Genomic DNA, 18,347 nt, shown 5'->3' with positions numbered 1-18,347 from the left:
GGACGGCCGTCTCGTCGGCGTCCGGCCCCCGCGACGTCCCCGCGGAGCGTGGTGGGGCCGTCTCCGGTCCTCGTCGTCCGGGCGTCCGGGCGGCGGGTGCGGACGGTTCCGGGGCGCGTACCGGCGCCGGAGCGGCGTGTACGGGCCCCGAGGGCCCCGTGGGGGCCGCACGGGCGCGTCGGCGCCCCGTGGGCGGTCTGGCCGCCTCAGCGGCCTCCTCCGGCCCGGTGGCGGCCGGGCGGGCGCGTCGTCGGCGCCCGGTGGGCGGCGGCACGGAGAGCGACGCGGTACCCACGGTCCGTCCGGTGGGCCCGGCCGGGGCGGAGTCCGGCAGCGGCTCGGCCAGGGGGTCGCTCAGGGGATCGGCCAGGGGGTCCCGAAGGCTCTCCACCGCCGCCGCGAACGCGTCCGATCCCCCATAGCCGCCACGGCCCCCATGGCGGCTACGGCTTCCATGGCCGCCCTGGGCGTCGTACGGCTCATGCGCCCCGTACGGCGCGTACGGGGCGGGCTCCCGGGCGCCCTGGGCGACGCCCTCGCGCTCAGGGCGCGGTCCGGTCACTCGCCGGCCTTACCGCCGACCGCCCCGACCACCGGGGCGAGCCCCGCGGACCGCCCCACGGCACCTGCGTCCCCGCACTCCACCAGCCAGTTGGCGAGCATGCGATGGCCCCATTCGGTGAGCACCGATTCGGGGTGGAACTGGACGCCCTCGACTGGCAGTTCCCGGTGGCGCAGCCCCATGGCGATGCCGGTCTCCGTCCAGGCCGTGATCTCCAGTTCCAGGGGCACCGTCCCCCGTTCCACGGCCAGCGAGTGGTAGCGGGTGGCGGTGAAGGGCGAGGGCAGACCGCTGAAGACACCGGCCCCCTCATGGGCCACCAGCGAGGTCTTGCCGTGCAGCAGCTCCGGGGCCCGCCCCACGACTCCGCCGTACGCGACGGCCATGGACTGCATGCCCAGGCAGACGCCGAACACCGGTACGCCGGTGCTCGCGCAGTGCCGCACCATGTCGACGCAGACCCCCGCCTTCTCCGGGGTGCCGGGCCCCGGGGACAGCAGCACTCCGTCGAAGCCGTCCTGGGCGTGGGCGAGGGAGACCGCGTCGTTGCGCACCACCTCGCATTCGGCACCGAGCTGGTAGAGGTACTGGACGAGGTTGAAGACGAAGCTGTCGTAGTTGTCGACGACCAGGATGCGCGCGCTCATCGGGGGCCCGCCATTCCCTGGTCGACCGTCACGTCGTTGAACGGCAGCAGGGGCTCCGCCCAGGGGAAGACGTACTGGAAGAGCACGAAGACGATCGCCAGCACCAATACGAGCGAAATCAGCGCCCGCACCCATGCGTTACCCGGCAGATGCCGCCAGATCCAGCCGTACATGCCATCCCTACTCACCGATGACGAAGTCGATTGCAGCACCGGAGTGCAGCACCAGAGTAAGGGTCGAGGGGGGCGGCCGGAGGGTCAGCTGTGCAAAGCCTTGGGCTTGCCTTGGGTAACCGATTGGGTCGCGTCGAGGTGCGCCCAGGCGATCAGACGGTGGCTGTGACCCCACTCCGGCTCGCAGGTCGTCAGCGTGAGGTAGCGGCCGGGGCGCCGGAAACCGGACGCCCGCGGCACCGGGTCGATCACTCCGGTGTCGGTCGGCAGGGTGCGGTAGGGCCGCCGGACGACGCGGTACGTGAACCAGGTGGTGCCGTCGGTCAGCACCACCGCGTCGCCGGGGCGCAGCTGGGGGAAGTCCTTGAAGGGGTCGCCGTAGGTGCGGCGGTGCCCGGCGACGGCGAAGTTGCCGGTGGCGCCGAGGCGGACGGTGCGGGAGTAGTGGCCCAGCCCCTTCTTCAGGGTGCCGGGGGCGGTGCCCTGGAGGACCGGTTTGGCCCAGTCGGCGCCGAAGCGCGGGATGTACATGATCGCGAAGGAGGCGCCGGGCTCGTAACGGCGGGGCTCCGGCGCGGGCTGGGCACCGGCGGTGACCGCACCCGTGGCCCATCGGTCCTGGAGGTGGTCGATCTCGCCGTCCATCGCGCGGTCGGCCCGCACCGAGGTCCAGTACAGGACGTAGACCACCAGAAGAACAATCAAGGCACCGACGGTGACGCAGAGTTCACTGAGCGTTCTGACGATCAGCCGCGCCCTCATCGGCCCCCACTGTCCGCCCCGCTGTCCCGGTGACGCGTACCGGTGTCCGCGGCGCTATTCGATGGGCTGTGCCTGGTGCAGGTCCACTGTGCCGGAGTAGCCCGGAAGAGTCACCGTGTCGTGCTGGTCGACTTTCCAGCCGAGGCCGTACGCGTCGACATAGCTGCGGTAGTTCCGGATCGCGGGCGAGGCGGCGAGGGCGGCGCGCAGCCTGCCCCGGTCGCCGACGGCGGTCACCTTGTAGGGCGGGGAGTAGACCTGGCCCTGCAGGATCAGGGTGTTGCCCACGCAGCGCACCGCGCTGGTGGAGATCAGCCGCTGGTCCATGACCTTGATCCCCTTGGCGCCGCCCTGCCACAGCGCGTTGACCACGGCCTGCAGATCCTGCTGGTGGATGACGAGATCGTTGGGCTGGGGGTCCGGGACACCGGGGATCAGCGGAGTCGCGTTCGGCGGGGCGTCGGTGAGGGTGACGGTGAGCCCGGGGCCGCTGAGCTTCCTGGTGCCGGCGGTCCCCTCCAGACCGGCGAGCCGACGGCGCTCGGCCCGGGTGCTGCCGTTGTCCCGCCGGGCGAGGGCGTCGACGTCGGAACGTATCCTCGCGTTACTGTCGGCCAGGTCGCCGTTCTTGCGGCTGCGTTCCTGGATGAGGTCGGAGAGCCGCAGCATCGATTCATCGCTGCGGAGGTTGGTGCCCTGCGCCGTGTTGAAACTGGTCCAGAAGATCACTCCGGCCAGCGCGAAGACCGCGGCGGTCAGCAGCCGGACGGGCCGGAACCGGGGGCGGCGGAAGCCCGGGGTGGGGGAGTCAGCGGAATTGCTCAACGTACCCTTACTCCTTACGACGCCGCGGAAGGACTACGCTAACCGACATGTGGGGGAGGGACGTGGTCCCCGTCGCTGTCCCGCCCCGGCGCCGTCCGTACACATCCCCGCGCGGTCACGCAGCGCATCGACAGGAGAGTTCCTCGTGCCGAAGTCACGGATCCGCAAGAAGGACGACTTCACGCCGCCGCCGGCGAAGCAGGCAGCCAGCATCAACCTGAACAGTGGCCGCCGGTGGGTGGCACCGCTGATGCTGGCGATGTTCCTGATCGGCCTCGCGTGGATCGTCATCTTCTACGTGACCACGGGGGACATGCCGGTCGAGTCCCTGGGCAACTGGAACATCGTGGTCGGCTTCGGCTTCATCGCCGCGGGGTTCGTCGTCTCCACCCAGTGGAAGTGACCCGGCTGTCCCCACCGCCTTCCCCAGGGCTTTCCCCCAGCCTGTCCCCAGGCTGTCCACAGGGTTATCCACAGTCGGGGAAAACTCAGAAGATCTGTGGATAACCTCTGCCGCGTTGACGCCGGTGTGACCGGCGAGGTCCATCTGTTCGATCACCCACACCCCCGTCTTCCTGCGAAAACGCAGGTCAGTCGGGGGTCGTACGCACGTTCTCCACAGGTTGCGCAAGATCCACCACGTGCTGTGGACAACTGACCGAACCCGGCTCGGTCAGGACCACCGGAGATCGTCGGGGACCCGTCCGAAGGCCGCACGGAGGAACCGGCTCAGGGGTGGCCGCCGAGCGCCGGCCGGCCGCCCCGCTCAGCCGGTCAGTTGCATCGTCCGGATCCACACCACGGCGACGATCGCCAGCAGCATCAGGGCGCAGGTCCCCCGCTGCACCAGCGCCCGCTTCTCCCGGGGGGCGTGCACCATCCCGTACGCCACCACGGTGCCCACGACCAGGCCGCCGACATGGGCCTGCCAGGCGATACCGGACCAGGTGAAGGTGAAGAGCAGGTTCAGCGCCAGCAGCGCGATGACCGGCCGCATGTCGTAGTTCAGCCGGCGCATCAGCACGGCGGTGGCGCCGAGCAGGCCGAAGATCGCGCCGGAGGCGCCCAGCGACGGCTGGTTCTGCGCGGCCAGCAGATACGACAGCGCGCTGCCGCCCAGGCCCGACAGCAGATAGAGCACGATGAAGCGGGCGCGGCCGAGAGCGGCCTCCAGCGGCCCGCCGATCCACCACAGCGAGAGCATGTTGAAGGCGATGTGCATCAGCTGCTGATGGAGGAAGACCGAGGTCACCAGCCGCCACCACTGGCCCTCGGCGACACCGACGATCTGCCCCGCACCGGGGTCGTAGGCCCGGCCGACCAGGTCGAGATCGTTCACCAGCCGGTCGCCCGCGGACAGCACCGCCAGCCAGATCGCGATGTTCACCGCGAGCAGGATCTTGGTGATCAGCCGGGGGTCCGAGGTGATCGTGCCACCGGCCACGGTGCGCGGCCGGGCGGCGCCCGGCGGGGGACCGGCGGCCGAGGCGCCGGACCCGGCGGACACCCGTCCGCTCACGCACTCGGGACAGTGGAACCCCACAGAGGCACTGATCATGCACTCGGGGCAGATCGGGCGCTCACAGCGGGTGCAGCTGATGCCGGTCTCCCGCTGTGGGTGCCGGTAACAACAGACCGCCTGGTCCTCCATGGTGTTCCCCTCGCCCCCCTCGTCCTCTTCCGGTCACGCGTTCTCCCGCCCCGCTTGTTCACACGGACAAGCGGGGCGGGAAAGTTCCCCGTACGGGCTCAGCCCTCGCGGGTCTCCACGACGACCGACTCGATGACGACGTCCTGGAGCGGACGGTCGGTGCGCGGGTTGGTCGCAGTGCCCGCGATCGCGTCGACGACCTTCTTGCTGCCCTCGTCGGCGACCTCGCCGAAGATGGTGTGCTTACCGGTCAGCCACGCGGTCGGGGCGACCGTGATGAAGAACTGCGAGCCGTTGGTGCCCGGGCCGGCGTTGGCCATCGCCAGCAGGTACGGCTTGTTGAAGGCCAGGTCCGGGTGGAACTCGTCACCGAACTCATAGCCGGGGCCACCGGTCCCGTTACCCAGCGGGTCACCGCCCTGGATCATGAAACCGCTGATCACCCGGTGGAAGACGGTGCCGTCGTAGAGCTTCTCCTTGGCCTTCTTGCCAGTGGCCGGGTGGGTCCACTCGCGGCTGCCCTCGGCCAGCTCCACGAAGTTCTTGACCGTCTTGGGGGCGTGGTTCGGCAGCAGCCGGACCACGATGTCGCCATTGTTCGTCTTCAGGGTGGCGTAAAGCTGCTCGGCCACGATCAACCTTCCATCGTTTTCACTTCCGTCTCCTGATCCTCGCACGGACCCGAGGGCGACGAGTAGCCGCGGAGGCGGCGCCGGGCGCGCCGATCCGCGCGGTTTCCGGGAGAATCCTCCCTATGACCCGGATGCCCGATCTCGCATGCCGGGTGTGCTGCCTATCGGGCATGATCTCCACAAACAGGCATGATCTTTCTTGGGATGGAAACACGAAACTGCGCAAATAGAGCGCACAACGACAGCGCACGACTCTGAACCCCGGAGCTTGACCACGCCACCGAGGAGGAGGATCCCGTGACCCGCATTGACAGCGTGCGAGCCGCGACCGGCACAGCCAAGGGCAGCGTCCTGCACGCCGCGGAGGCGGTGGCGCCCTACGCCGGCACGGCCAAGGACACCGCAGCGCGCTACGCACACGAAGCCCGCGTCGTGCTGGCGCCGAAGGTCTCGAACGCGGCGCACCAGGCCCGGTGCACGGCCGGTGCTCAATACCACGCGCATATCGCACCACGGCTCAACCAGGCCCGCGGCACCCTGCCGCCGAAGGTGGACGCGGCCGCCACACGGGCCGCCAGGCGCACCCGTAAGGCCGCACGCCAGGCCGCCCACTACACCGGACCGCGAGTGGAGCAGGCGGTGGCCGGAGTCCGCGCCGCCACCGGACCGGCACGCGAGGAGGCGGTCGTCCGCACGTCGGCGGCCATCGCGGCGCTGCGCACCCATGTGACGGCCGCGGAGATCGAGAAGCTGGCCAGGAAGCACCGCCGCCGGGCCCGTGCCGCCCGTGTCGCCAAGCGGGCGGCCTTGGTCGGGCTGGTCGGCGCGGGCGTCTTCGCCGCGTGGAAGTGGTGGGACAAGCAGGCCAACCCCGACTGGCTGGTCGAGCCCCCGGCGGCGACCGAGGTGGGCGACCGCGAGCGGCTTTCGGCGGTGGACGGCAGCGATCAGAGCGCCCTCGACCCCGAAGTGCAGGCCAAGCAGGCCGAGGCCGAGGCCCGCAGGGACGACGAGCGCTGAACGGCGCCGTGTCCGGCGCCACCGCGGCACCCGGTGGCGCCGGACGCCGGTCGGCGCCACCGGCCGGCGGCGGGCCCTTCACGAGGGGCGGGCGATCTGTTGATCCCCGCCCCTCGGCCGTTCCGGGCTCCGGGCCAACCCGGGGCTCGGGCCCGGCCCAATCCGGGCCCGGCTCAGGCTCCGGTCCACCAGACCGGGAACGGCCCAGTTTTCCGGTCCACCCGCCCCAGCTCAGCCCGGGCTCCGGTCCACCGGGCCCACCACGGCCCAAGCTGTGGTTTCCCTGACTCCGGTCCGGGCCGTGGCGGTACAGGGGACCGGCCGCGCCCCGGACCAGGCCATCGGACCGGACCCCGGACCGAGCCATCGGACCGGGCCATCGCTGCTCAGTCCCTGGGGTCCTCCCCCTGGGAACGGCGCTGTCGCCGCTCCAGGAAGATCTCGGTGAAGACCGAGACCTTGGCCCGCAGCGCCCAGGGGTCGAACGGCTTGGCCATGTAGTCCACCGCACCTGCCGCATAGCCCCGTGAGGAGTGCTCGGGATCGGCGCCCATCGCGGTGAGGAAGATGATCGGGATGTCGCGGTTACGGGGACGCCGCTTGATATGGGCCGCCGTCTCGTAGCCGTCCATCTCGGGCATCTGCACATCCAGCAGGATCACCGCGAAGTCGTCATGGTCGAGCAGTGCCTTGAGGGCTTCCTGTCCGGAGGTCGCGGTCACCAGCTGCTGGTCGAGCGTGGCCAGCACGGCCTCCATGGCCAGCAGATTGTTCTGCTGGTCGTCCACCACGAGGATCTTCGGCCGCAGCCCGGTACCCCGCCTGGGCGCCGCGGGCCCCTGCGGGTCCCCGAGCTCCTCCTCCTGCTGGGGCACCGCGGCCGGACGCTGGGACTCCACCATGGCCAGCTGCCGCTCCAGGACCGAACAGCGCTCCTCCGCCAGCCGCCCCCGCCGCCGTACCTCCTCCAGTTCCTCGGTGAGCCGCCGCACCTCCTGCCGCAGCAGGTCCCGCTCCTTGATCAGCTCCTCCCGGCCCGGGAGACCCCGCTCCAGCGCGTCCGCCCGCGCACGCTCCGTGGCCCAGGCCGCCTCGGCCTGGTTCAGCCGCACCTCCAGATCGGCGATGCGATGCTTGCGGTCCAGCAGCGCCTGGCCCAGCGCGTCCTGGTGCGCCATGGAGACCCGCGCGTCCCGGTCCGCGTCGGCCAGCTGGATCTGAAGGATCTCCATGGCGTGCCCGGGGGAGCGGCTGGTGCGCACCGCGGCCCGGTGCAGTTCCCGCACCAGCTCGATGGCGGCGGGGGTGGCGGCGACGCCCCGCTGCGCCGCGAGATCGGCGAACAGATCGAAGACGAATTCCCACGGCGGGATGCGGGTGCCGTTGAGAAATCGCGAGATGGTGCTCGGGTCCCGGTGTCTGCGCACCGCGTACCTGCGCACCGAGATATCCAGGCCGAGGAACAGCTTCCTCAGCTCCACAGCGAACGCCCGGCACTCCTCGGGCAGATTCTCGCCCAGCGGATGCAGATCACCCATCGTGTCCCCCTGTACGGCGGCCCGCGCCGATCAGACGACTCCCGGGCGGTCTGCCCGAGTTGTGGGGAACACCTTGGAGCATCGCGCGGGTGTTGCGCGGGGCAATGCCAGGAGTGGCAACACCGATATCAGCGGTGAAACAAACCAGCCAGGACACCGAACACGGTGTCCTGGCTGGTGACGGAGGTGGAGCCTAGGAGAGTCGAACTCCTGACATCCGCCATGCAAAGACGGCGCTCTACCAACTGAGCTAAGGCCCCGTCGCCGATCAGGATACCCGGTGCCGGGCACCTTTCCCGACCGGGTATCGCTCGTGCGTAGCGCTCTCCGTAGGATGCCACGCAAGATTCGCGGCAGCGAAGCGAAGGGGAGAGCGAGATGGACGCAACACAGCAGGATGCCACCGCCCGCGCACGGGAGCTTCAGCGCAGCTGGTACGGGGAGCCGCTGGGGGCGCTCTTTCGCCGTCTCATCGATGATCTCGGTCTCAACCAGGCCCGCCTCGCCGCCGTCCTCGGTCTGTCCGCACCGATGCTCTCGCAGCTCATGAGCGGCCAGCGCGCCAAGATCGGCAACCCCGCCGTCGTCCAGCGGGTGCAGGCGCTGCAGGAGCTGTCCAGCCAGGCGGCGGACGGCAGGGTCAGCGCCGCCGAGGCCGCCGAACGCATGGAGGAGATCAAGAAGTCCGCGGGCGGCTCGGTGCTCAACTCCACCCAGACCACGGCGAGCACGGGCGCCCCGACCGTACGGCGAGTGGTGCGCGAGATCCAGTCGCTGCTGCGGTCCGTGGCGGCGGCGGGGGACATCATCGATGCTGCCGACGCCCTCGCCCCCACCCACCCCGAGCTGGCAGAGTTTCTCCGTGTGTACGGCGCCGGGCGGACCGCCGAGGCGGTCGCCCACTACGAGGCGCACCAGAGCTGACGGGCTGAACTGCTGACGAGTCGATGACGGGGCGGGCACGGCGCGATGGGTGAGATCTTCGCGGGCCGGTACGAGCTGGTGGACCCGATCGGGCGCGGGGGCGTGGGCGCCGTATGGCGCGTCTGGGACCACCGCCGCCGGCGGTACGTGGCAGCGAAGGTGCTCCAGCAGCGCGACGCCCATACGCTGCTGCGCTTCGTCCGGGAACAGGCCCTGCGGATCGATCACCCCCATGTGCTGGCACCGGCCAGCTGGGCGGCCGACGACGACAAGGTCCTGTTCACCATGGACCTGGTGGGCGGCGGCTCGTTCGCCCATCTCATCGGCGACTACGGCCCGCTGCCGCCGCGTTATGTGTGCACCCTGCTCGACCAGTTGCTCTCCGGACTGGCGGCGGTGCACGCCGAGAATGTGGTGCACCGGGACATCAAACCCGCGAACATCCTGCTGGAAGCCACCGGGACCGGGCGACCGCATGTCCGGCTGTCCGACTTCGGCATCGCGCTGACCAAGGGCGAGCCCCGCCTCACCGAGGCCAACTACGTCATGGGCACGCCCGGTTACTTCGCACCCGAGCAGATGATGGGCGAGGATCCGGACTTCCCGGCGGACCTCTTCGCCGTCGGGCTGGTGACGCTCTATCTGCTCAACGGGCACAAGCCGGACGCGGAGGCGCTCGTCAAGCTCTTCGAGCAGGGGGTGCCGAACGCTCCCACCGGAGTGCCCGAACCGCTGTGGCAGGTGGTCGCGGGTCTGCTGCAGCCGGACCCCGAGGACCGGTTCCGCACCGCCACGGGAGCGCGGAAGGCGCTGACGACGGCGGTCGACCTGCTGCCCGAGGCCGATCTGGACGACGAGGCCATCGAGGTCTTCGACCATCTCGGACCGCTGCCCGCCGGCTTCGGCCTCAACGGCCCCACCCGGCCGGGCCGTCGGCATGCGAAGACCGACCCACCCCAGGAAGCCGGAGCGGCACCGCCCCGGCCTCAGCCGTCCGCCGGGGCGGTGCCCTCTCAGCCGTCCGACGAGGCGGGGCTTCCTCGGCCGGCCGCCGAGGTGTCCCCCGCTCAGCCGTCCGCCCCGCAGCCACCGTCCATGTCCGACACCGGGAGCTTCACCCTCCCGCCGCCGCTCCCCCGCAACGACCAGCCACGAATACCACATGCCGAGGCCCCTTCCGGTCAGAGCCCGCACACCGGGACTCCGTCCTCCCAACATCACGTCCCGCACGCCGAGCCCCCGCACACCCAGGCGCCGCTGAGCCGGACGCCACCTCCCCGGACCCCACCACCGCAGCCCGCGAACCCACCGACACCGACACCGACGCCCCCGCCACCGGCCGCCCAGCCCGGGACCCCGCCCCCGCCGGCCCGGCAGCCGTCGATGTCCCATCCGCCGGCCCCGCCGACCCCCTCGACCGCGGCCCCGCTCCCACTGGCCCCTCAGCCGCCCGTGCACCATTCGCACCACGCACCACAGCCCCCACACTCCGTACAACCGGTGCAGCACGCGCACCCGCATACGCCCACCCCCGCTTCCGCTCCGATTCCCACACCCACGCCGACTCCGACTCCGACCCCGGCGCCGCCCCCGCGTGAATTTCCCTCTACTCGTCCTTACACCGCCCAGCGGCCGCAGGTTCCCCGTGCGGCACGGCGGCGCCCCGGACCGTCCCGGAAGGCGGTGGTCTCGATCCTGATCGTCGCGGTGCTGTGCTTCGCCGTCGGCGCGTGGGCACTGGCGGCCACGGGCTGACGGCCGTCTTCCGCCGGCAAGCCTGGTGTCTTCCACCAGCGAGCCCGATGTCTTACAGCGAGCCCGGTGTCTTCGACCAGTAAGCCCGGCCGACCGTTCCCAGCAGCAGGCCGTTCGGGGCAACCGTCCCGAAACAGGCCCGGCTACCAGGCAGGCGGCGGCCCGTGCCGTTCCGCCGAGGCCCGGCGCCGGGCGATGAGCGTCCACGCCCCGAGCCCGAGCACCAAGGCCGTCCCGGTGCCGATCCCCGCGTACCCCACCACCCGCAGCATGGCCTTCTCCGAGTCATCGGCGGGCACGCCCATCGGGTCGTCATCCGCCGCGACCGCGTGCTGTTTCGCCGCCCGCCGGTCGGCCGCCGTGAGGCCGAACCCCGCCTCGGCGGGGTCCTTGTCGTAGGTGGGGCCGCTCCGCGCGGCGCCCGCGATCCGCACCCGCAGGACCACCGGCACCGAGCTGTTCAGATGCGGCGCCACCTGCGGCGGATTGAGGGTGACCGCCAGGAAGTACCCGCCGCTGAAGCTCATCGCGCGGACCGCGGAGCCGGTGTTCGCATACCGGTTCCCGTAGGCCACCGGCGCGGTGGTCAGCTCGGTGCGGGGCGACTCGCCGTCCTGCGCGGCGGCGGTGCCCCGCTTCGCGAGTCCGCGCGCCGGGTTGTAGGCGTGCACCGCCAGTGCGCGGTCGAGCAGACGGGTGCTCTGGTCCTTGTCGTCGGCGGGCAGTTCGGCGACGGCGGAGAGGCGCTGCCCCCAGTCGAGGGGCACCCGGTAGAAGTGCGTCTCCCCCGGTGTGATCTCGTCCTGCCACACCCCCGTGCCCAGGGTCGGCGCGTCGGTGAAGCCGCGGCCGCCGCTCCTCGGCCGGGCAGTGCCGTCCGGCGGCTCGGGCGACGGCGTGCCCGAACTCCCCTCCGGAGCCGCCCCGGTGGCCCCGCCCTTCACCGGCGGCTCCACCATCAGCCGGAGCTCCACGGGCCAGCGCTCCGGGTCCTGTGAGCCCGTCTGGCGCTCCACCGTCACCCCGTAGCGCCCCGCCTGGTGGCAGGAGGCCGGACCGGATTGGAGCTGGCGGGAGGCGTAGTCGGCCAGGGGATAGGCGACCCCACTCGTCTCGATCTTCGGGGCCGCGGTGCCGCAGATACCCCCGTCGGGGCTCTCCAGAGTCACCTTCACCCCGTCCCGGTAGGAGGCCACTCCCGCCCCCGGCCGGGGTGCCGCGACCACCGAGACGTAGGCGGCGGACTTCGCGTCGAGCGTCACGCCGTAGTACCGCTTCTCGCCGGGCCCGAGGCTGTCGACGTAGGTGCGGCCGGCCGTCAGGGACGGCGCGTCGGCGGCCCCGTCGGCGCCGTGTATCCGGCTGCCCCGGGGCTCGTACGCCCGGGCTCCGGCGGCGTCATCAGCGAGGGACGTCCCCTGCGCGGCGGCCACCACGCACAGCGCCGCCACCGCGGCGAGGCCGGCCCTGACCTTGCGGCGGTCCTTCATCGCGCGTCACTCCTCGTCGTACCGGCCGGTCGGCCCGTTCAACTTTGCCTGTGCAAGCTGTTCGTTTGCGAGAGTGAAACAGAAGGCCCCCGGTCATCCCATCCCCCGGCGCCCCCGCACCTTCCCCGCCACGGCGCCAGTAAAGCCGACGGGGCCCCGACCGCTCCAGCGGTCGGGGCCCCGTGGCGGGACTGTCGTGGGGGCTCACACACCCGAACCTGCGGGCACGGAGTCGGTCGCCTCCGTCCACAGATCCTGCTCGGCGCGATCCGCCTGGATCTGGCGGTACACGAGGAGCCCGCCGATGGCGGCCAGTGCGACCAGGAGAAGCTTCTTCACCGCGCTACCTCGTCTCTTTCTTGACGTAGGGGACCTCTGGCGCCCGATGATACACACCGACCGATACCGATCGGTGACCTATGCCCGGCATGGGCCGGACGAGAAATCGGGCTGGAATCGGGGGCCAACTTCCGGCCCCCATACGACATCAGCCTGACCGGAGATGATCTCCGACCAGGCTGATCGTGTCGGTGGGGCTAACAGGACTTGAACCTGTGGCCTCTTCCTTATCAGGGAAGCGCTCTAACCGTCTGAGCTATAGCCCCGCGCTGCACCGAAAGATTAGCGCACCACCTGCCCTGTCCCAAAATCGGTAACGGCGGGCCGCTACTCGTCCTCGGCCAGGGTCAGCTCGACCCCGCCCACGAAGCCCGCCGACAGGTTGTAGATGAAGGCCCCGAGCGTGGCCAGCGCGGTCGCCAGCACCACGTTGATCACGGCGATGACCGCGGTGAACCCCAGGGCGCGCGGCAGCGACAGGAAGGACTCCAGGTCGAACCCGGAGCCCTTCTGCGACTCCGTCGCATCGCTGATGGTGCCGCCCACCGCGCTGAAGACGCCCATGGCGTCCATGACCATCCACAGCACCGCCACGGCGATCACGGTACAGATCCCCAGCGCGATCGCGAGCAGGAAGCTGACCTTCATGACCGACCACGGATCGACCTTGGCGACCCGCAGCCGCGCCTTACGGGTCCGCGGCGCCGGCCGGGCCCCCGCCGTGGGCGCCGTTTGCGTACGGGGGCGGCGGGCGGCCGTGGTGGCCTGCTGCTGCCCCGACTGCCCCGGCACCCCGGAGCCGCCGCGGCCGGTGCCGCCGCCGGACGGCGGCGCGTACGCCTGCGGCGGGTGGTACGGCTGCGCGGGCTGGGAGGGCGCAGAACGCTCGCTGGGGAGCGGGCTGGAGTACTGGGGCTTCGGCTGCGGATCGCGCTGCGGCCGGAGCTTCCGGGTCTCCGTCACCGCGCCGGCCGCGGAGTCCCCGGCCGGGCCACGGGCGCCTTCCCCGGCGGCGGTGCCGCCCGCCGAAGTCGGGGCTCCCGATCCCGGACGCCCTCCGGCGTCCGCACCGCCGCCCGCGGCACCCGTGGCTCCACTCACGACTTACTCCTCGGTCTCATCGGCCGGGGGCGAGGTGCCCTCGGCCGCCTCGGACGCGGCCTCCTCGGCTGGCGCGTTCCCGGTCTCGGATTCCTCCTCGACCTCTTCAGCCTCGCGACCGGCCTCGGCGTTCCGGGCGATGCCGACAACGGCATCGCGCTTGCCCAGGTTGATCAGTTGGACGCCCATGGTGTCACGGCCCGTCTCCCGGACCTCATTGACCCGGGTACGAATCACGCCACCGCTGAGCGTGATGGCGAGAATCTCATCGGTCTCCTCGACCACCAGCGCCCCGACCAGGGAACCGCGGTCCTCGACGATCTTCGCGGCCTTGATTCCGAGGCCGCCGCGTCCCTGGACGCGGTACTCGTCGACATTGGTCCGCTTCGCGTACCCGCCGTCGGTGGCGGTGAACACGAACGTACCGGGCCGGACCACGTTCATCGAGAGGAGCTCGTCGCCCTCGCGGAAGCTCATGCCCTTCACACCGGAGGTCGCGCGCCCCATCGGCCGCAGCGACTCGTCCGTCGCCGTGAACCGGATGGACTGCGCCTTCTTGCTGATCAGCAGCAGATCGTCCGCGGAGGAGACCAGTTCGGCGCCGATCAGCTCGTCCTCGCGGCCGTCCTCCGTCTCCCGCAGGTTGATGGCGATCACACCGCCCGAGCGGGGCGAGTCGTAGTCCTTCAGCGGGGTCTTCTTCACCAGGCCGGACTTGGTGGCGAGCACCAGGTACGGAACCGCCTCGTAGTCCCGGATCGCCAGGATCCGCGCGATCCGCTCATCCGGCTGGAACGCCAGCAGGTTCGCGACGTGCTGGCCGCGCGCCTCCCGGCCCGCGTCCGGCAGCTCGTACGCCTTCGCCCGGTAGACCCGGCCCTTGTTGGTGAAGAACAGCAGCCAGTGGTGGGTGGTCGAGACGAAGAAGTGCTCGACGATGTCGTCCTGCTTCAGCTTCGTCCCGCGCACCCCCTTGCCGCCGCGCTTCTGCGAGCGGTAGTCCTCGGTCTTGGTGCGCTTCAGATAGCCGCCACGCGTGATCGTGACGACGATGTCCTCCTCGGCGATCAGGTCCTCGATGGACATGTCGCCGTCGAAGGGCACCAGCTTGGTGCGCCGGTCGTCGCCGTACTTCTCGACGATCGCGGTCAGCTCCTCGCTGATGATCTGCCGCTGCCGCTCCGGCGAGGCCAGGATCGCGTTGTACTCGTCGATCTTCGCCTGGAGCTCGTCGTGCTCCTGGACGATCTTCTGACGCTCCAGGGCGGCCAGCCGCCGCAGCTGCATCTCGAGGATCGCGTTCGCCTGGATCTCGTCGATCTCCAGCAGGCCCATCAGGCCCTCGCGTGCGATCTCCACCGTGTCGCTGCGCCGGATCAGCGCGATGACCTCGTCGATGGCGTCCAGGGCCTTGAGCAGACCGCGCAGGATGTGCGCCCGCTCCTCGGCCTTGCGCAGCCGGAAGCGGGTCCGGCGGACGATGACCTCGATCTGGTGCGTGACCCAGTTGCGGATGAACGCGTCCAGCGAGAGGGTGCGCGGCACACCGTCGACCAGCGCCAGCATGTTGGCGCCGAAGTTGGTCTGCAGGTCGGTGTGCTTGTAGAGGTTGTTGAGGACGACCTTGGCGACCGCGTCCCGCTTGAGCACGATGACCAGGCGCTGGCCGGTGCGCGAGGAGGTCTCGTCGCGGACGTCCGCGATGCCGCCGATCTTGCCGTCCTTCACCAGGTCGGCGATCTTCTGCGCGAGGTTGTCCGGGTTCACCTGGTACGGCAGCTCGGTGACCACCAGGCACTGCCGGCCCTGGATCTCCTCGACCTCCACGACCGCGCGCATCGTGATCGAGCCGCGCCCGGTGCGGTACGCCTCCTCGATGCCCTTACGGCCGACGACCAGCGCCCCGGTCGGGAAGTCCGGGCCCTTGATCCGGTCGATCAGGGCGTCGAGCAGCTCCTCCTGGGTCGCCTGCGGGTTGGCGAGGAACCACTGGGCGCCCTCGGCGACCTCGCGCAGATTGTGCGGCGGGATATTGGTGGCCATGCCGACCGCGATGCCCGCCGAGCCGTTGACCAGCAGGTTCGGGATGCGCGACGGCAGGACCGTCGGCTCCTGGTTACGGCCGTCGTAGTTGTCCTGGAAATCGACGGTCTCCTCGTCGATGTCCCGGAGCATCTCCATGGCCAGCGGGGCCATCTTGCACTCGGTGTAGCGCATGGCCGCCGCGGGGTCGTTGCCCGGGGAGCCGAAGTTGCCGTTGGAGTCGACCAGCGGCATCCGCATGGACCACGGCTGGGCCAGCCGCACCAGGGCGTCGTAGATCGACGAGTCGCCGTGCGGGTGGTAGGTGCCCATGACGTCGCCGACGACGCGGGCGCACTTGTAGAAGCCCTTCTCGGGGCGGTACCCGCCGTCGTACATCGCGTACAGCACCCGCCGGTGCACCGGCTTCAGGCCGTCCCGGACGTCGGGCAGCGCACGGCTCACGATCACGCTCATCGCGTAGTCGAGGTACGAGCGCTGCATCTCCGTCTCGAGGCCGACCGCCTCGACGCGGAGGGCGGCGCCTTCGGCGAGCTCGTCGGGGGTCAGGTCGTCGGTGGTGTTCGGAGTGTTCTCGTCGGCCATTGCTGGTCAAAGTCCTTGTCGTGGTCTGCGGCTGGGGGCCGACTCAGATGTCGAGGAAGCGGACATCCTTGGCGTTGCGCTGGATGAACGAGCGCCGTGCCTCGACGTCCTCACCCATCAGGACCGAGAACAGGTCGTCGGCCTGCGCCGCGTCGTCCAGGGTGACCTGGCCGAGAACGCGGTGGTCGGGGTCCATCGTGGTCACCCGCAGCTCTTCGGCGTTCATCTCGCCCAGACCCTTGAAGCGCTGGACCGAGTCGTCCTTGATGCGCTTGCCCTGTTCCCGGCCGGCCTGGATCAGCGCGTCCCGCTCCCGGTCCGAGTACGCGTACTCGAAGTCGTCCCGGCCCCACTTGATCTTGTAGAGCGGCGGACGGGACAGGAAGACGTGCCCCGCCTCGACCAGCGGGCGCATGAAACGGAAGAGGAAGGTCAGCAGCAGGGTGTTGATGTGCTGGCCGTCGACATCGGCGTCCGCCATCAGGATGATCTTGTGATAGCGGAGCTTGGCGATGTCGAAGTCCTCGTGCACGCCGGTGCCGAAGGCGGAGATCAGCGCCTGGACCTCGTTGTTCTGGAGGATCTTGTCGACGCGGGCCTTCTCGACGTTGAGGATCTTGCCGCGGATCGGGAGGATCGCCTGGTACTGCGGGTTGCGGCCGGACTTGGCCGAGCCGCCGGCGGAGTCACCCTCGACGATGAAGATCTCGCACTTCGACGGGTCGTTGGACTGGCAGTCGCTCAGCTTGCCCGGCAGCGACGCGGTCTCCAGCAGGCCCTTGCGGCGGGTGAGGTCGCGGGCCTTACGGGCCGCGACCCGGGCGGTGGCCGCCTGGATCCCCTTGCGGACGATGTCCGCCGCCTCGTTGGGGTTGCGGTCCAGCCAGTCGGCGAGGTGCTCGTTGACGATCTTCTGGACGAAGGTCTTGGCCTCCGTGTTGCCCAGCTTCGTCTTGGTCTGGCCCTCGAACTGCGGCTCGCCGAGCTTCACCGAGATGATCGCGGTCAGGCCCTCGCGGATGTCCTCACCGGTGAGGTTGTCGTCGCGCTCCCGGAGCAGCTTCTTGTCCCGCGCGTACTTGTTGATCAGGTACGTCAGCGCGGCGCGGAAGCCCTCCTCGTGGGTGCCGCCCTCATGGGTGTGGATGGTGTTCGCGAAGCTGTAGACACCCTCGGTGTACTGGGTGTTCCACTGCATCGCGATCTCGAGGGAGAGCAGCCGCTCCTTGTCCTCGGCCTCGAAGCCGATCACCGTGGGGTGGACCAGCTCGCCCTTGCGGGAGTTGAGGTAGGTGACGAAGTCGACGATGCCGCCCTCGTAGTGGTACTTCACGGAGAGCGGCTTGCCCTCCTCGTCCACATGGGCCTCGCGCTCGTCCGTCAGCGAGATCGACAGGCCCTTGTTGAGGAACGCCATCTCCTGGAAGCGCCGGGACAGCGTCTCGAAGGAGTACTCGGTGGTCTCGAAGACGTCCGGGTCCGCCCAGAAGGTGACCGTGGTGCCGGTCTCCTCCGTGGCCTCGTTCCGGGCCAGGGGCGCGGTCGGCACTCCCGTCTTGTAATCCTGGGTCCAGCGGTAACCATCCGTCTTGACCTCGACCGACACCTTCGTCGACAGGGCGTTGACGACGGAGACGCCGACGCCGTGCAGACCGCCGGAGACGGCGTAGCCGCCGCCGCCGAACTTGCCGCCCGCGTGCAGCACGGTCAGCACGACCTCCACGGCCGGCTTCCCCTCGGAGGGGACGATGCCCACGGGGATACCGCGGCCGTTGTCCACGACGCGAACGCCGCCGTCGGCGAGGATCGTGACCTCGATGCTGTCCGCGTGACCGGCCAGGGCCTCGTCGACGGAGTTGTCGACGACCTCGTAGACGAGGTGGTGCAGGCCGCGCTCACCGGTGGAACCGATGTACATACCGGGTCGCTTGCGGACCGCCTCCAGCCCCTCCAGGACGGTGATCGCGCTGGCGTCGTACGACGGCGAAGCCAGAGCCTCGCCGGCGGGGGTGGACGGGATGTTTTCGATGGGGTTGCCGGAATCGGCCACGAAGCGCCCTTTCTGGCACAGCACAAGCCGTCTCCGGGCAGGCGGGAGCGGCTGCGTCGTTCAACATGTGTCCGCGAGCGCTCGGTGCGCCAGCGGCGACGGTGTACGGCCCCAGTCTACCGGTAGCGCCGACAAGAATGGGGGCTTGCTGGCGCCTGAGTCCGCATGTGCCGCCCTGAACCGGCTGCCACCGACTCCCCATATGCGGGGACGGGCTCCAAGAGGCTCACACCGCCACTCAGCGCTTCGG

At 70.4% G+C, this 18,347-nt stretch carries 16 protein-coding genes, 2 tRNA genes and 1 pseudogene; 4 read left to right on the top strand and 15 right to left on the bottom strand.

The genetic code is table 11. The features are described from left to right. The 5 genes and pseudogenes from AXW62_RS45065 to AXW62_RS10865 form a co-directional block, all read right to left on the bottom strand. Positions 1–562 (bottom strand): annotated as a pseudogene (locus AXW62_RS45065) (class E sortase); the annotation flags it as partial. Next, positions 559–1,209 (bottom strand): aminodeoxychorismate/anthranilate synthase component II, encoded by a 651-nt coding sequence (locus AXW62_RS10875; protein ID WP_060944317.1) that lies wholly within the window; start codon positions 1,207–1,209, stop codon positions 559–561. The gene AXW62_RS10875 and the pseudogene AXW62_RS45065, both read right to left, overlap by 4 nt. Then, a complete protein-coding gene (locus AXW62_RS43835; protein ID WP_143678402.1) occupies positions 1,206–1,397 on the bottom strand; it encodes a hypothetical protein in 192 nt (63 codons plus the stop codon). The genes AXW62_RS10875 and AXW62_RS43835 overlap by 4 nt, the downstream gene beginning before the upstream one ends. Positions 1,398–1,466: 69 nt before the next feature. After that, on the bottom strand, positions 1,467–2,144 hold the full coding sequence (locus AXW62_RS10870; protein ID WP_060944316.1) for a class E sortase: 678 nt from the start codon (positions 2,142–2,144) through the stop codon (positions 1,467–1,469). Between the two features lie 54 nt (positions 2,145–2,198). Beyond that, a complete protein-coding gene (locus AXW62_RS10865; protein WP_060944315.1) occupies positions 2,199–2,969 on the bottom strand; it encodes a DUF881 domain-containing protein in 771 nt (256 codons plus the stop codon). A 145-nt stretch (positions 2,970–3,114) separates the two neighbouring features. Between AXW62_RS10865 and crgA the strand changes: the two genes are divergently transcribed. Then, on the top strand, positions 3,115–3,372 hold the full coding sequence (gene crgA / locus AXW62_RS10860; protein WP_030827826.1) for a cell division protein CrgA: 258 nt from the start codon (positions 3,115–3,117) through the stop codon (positions 3,370–3,372). 363 nt (positions 3,373–3,735) lie between these two features. Here crgA and AXW62_RS10855 read toward each other — a convergent pair whose 3' ends face one another. Continuing rightward, a complete protein-coding gene (locus AXW62_RS10855; RefSeq protein WP_030827823.1) occupies positions 3,736–4,620 on the bottom strand; it encodes a rhomboid family intramembrane serine protease in 885 nt (294 codons plus the stop codon). A gap of 98 nt (positions 4,621–4,718) precedes the next feature. Continuing rightward, positions 4,719–5,252 carry a peptidylprolyl isomerase gene (locus AXW62_RS10850; protein WP_030827820.1) on the bottom strand — a complete coding sequence of 178 codons (534 nt, stop codon included), beginning with the start codon at positions 5,250–5,252 and terminating at the stop codon, positions 4,719–4,721. Between the two features lie 297 nt (positions 5,253–5,549). On the opposite strand from AXW62_RS10850, the gene AXW62_RS10845 reads away from it, so the two are divergent. Further along, a complete protein-coding gene (locus AXW62_RS10845) occupies positions 5,550–6,272 on the top strand; it encodes a DUF5324 family protein (RefSeq protein WP_030827817.1) in 723 nt (240 codons plus the stop codon). A gap of 386 nt (positions 6,273–6,658) precedes the next feature. Here AXW62_RS10845 and AXW62_RS10840 read toward each other — a convergent pair whose 3' ends face one another. Continuing rightward, positions 6,659–7,810 carry a response regulator gene (locus tag AXW62_RS10840; RefSeq protein ID WP_060944314.1) on the bottom strand — a complete coding sequence of 384 codons (1,152 nt, stop codon included), beginning with the start codon at positions 7,808–7,810 and terminating at the stop codon, positions 6,659–6,661. A 187-nt stretch (positions 7,811–7,997) separates the two neighbouring features. After that, positions 7,998–8,070: transfer RNA gene (locus tag AXW62_RS10835), tRNA-Ala, on the bottom strand. Positions 8,071–8,188: 118 nt separating this feature from the next. Here AXW62_RS10835 and AXW62_RS10830 point away from each other — a divergent pair. Both AXW62_RS10830 and AXW62_RS10825 read left to right on the top strand, forming a co-directional pair. Beyond that, complete coding sequence (locus AXW62_RS10830; RefSeq protein ID WP_030827812.1) at positions 8,189–8,734, top strand: helix-turn-helix domain-containing protein; 546 nt, start codon at positions 8,189–8,191, stop codon at positions 8,732–8,734. A gap of 45 nt (positions 8,735–8,779) precedes the next feature. Further along, positions 8,780–10,489 (top strand): serine/threonine-protein kinase, encoded by a 1,710-nt coding sequence (locus AXW62_RS10825; RefSeq protein WP_060944313.1) that lies wholly within the window; start codon positions 8,780–8,782, stop codon positions 10,487–10,489. Positions 10,490–10,632: 143 nt separating this feature from the next. Here the strand turns inward: AXW62_RS10825 and AXW62_RS10820 are convergent, their stop codons facing one another. The 6 genes from AXW62_RS10820 to gyrB form a co-directional block, all read right to left on the bottom strand. Beyond that, entirely contained in the window at positions 10,633–11,979 is a 1,347-nt protein-coding gene (locus AXW62_RS10820; RefSeq protein WP_060944312.1) for a hypothetical protein, read from the bottom strand. Positions 11,980–12,183: 204 nt separating this feature from the next. Next, positions 12,184–12,318, bottom strand: coding sequence for a DLW-39 family protein (locus tag AXW62_RS45060; RefSeq protein ID WP_003958712.1), 135 nt, complete (start codon positions 12,316–12,318; stop codon positions 12,184–12,186). Between the two features lie 192 nt (positions 12,319–12,510). Then, positions 12,511–12,584, bottom strand: a tRNA-Ile gene (locus tag AXW62_RS10815). Positions 12,585–12,645: 61 nt separating this feature from the next. Continuing rightward, entirely contained in the window at positions 12,646–13,419 is a 774-nt protein-coding gene (locus AXW62_RS10810; protein ID WP_236257918.1) for a DUF3566 domain-containing protein, read from the bottom strand. A 3-nt stretch (positions 13,420–13,422) separates the two neighbouring features. After that, positions 13,423–16,047 carry a DNA gyrase subunit A gene (gyrA, locus tag AXW62_RS10805; RefSeq protein ID WP_060944311.1) on the bottom strand — a complete coding sequence of 875 codons (2,625 nt, stop codon included), beginning with the start codon at positions 16,045–16,047 and terminating at the stop codon, positions 13,423–13,425. A 43-nt stretch (positions 16,048–16,090) separates the two neighbouring features. Beyond that, a complete protein-coding gene (gene gyrB / locus AXW62_RS10800) occupies positions 16,091–18,121 on the bottom strand; it encodes a DNA topoisomerase (ATP-hydrolyzing) subunit B (protein WP_030827797.1) in 2,031 nt (676 codons plus the stop codon). Positions 18,122–18,347 lie beyond the last annotated feature (226 nt).

Source organism: Streptomyces hygroscopicus subsp. hygroscopicus, assembly GCF_001553455.1.
In the GTDB taxonomy this organism is placed as follows: Bacteria; Actinomycetota; Actinomycetes; order Streptomycetales; family Streptomycetaceae; genus Streptomyces; species Streptomyces hygroscopicus.
Note: the sequence above shows the minus strand (reverse complement) of the source record. Positions and strands in the feature narration are given on the sequence as shown.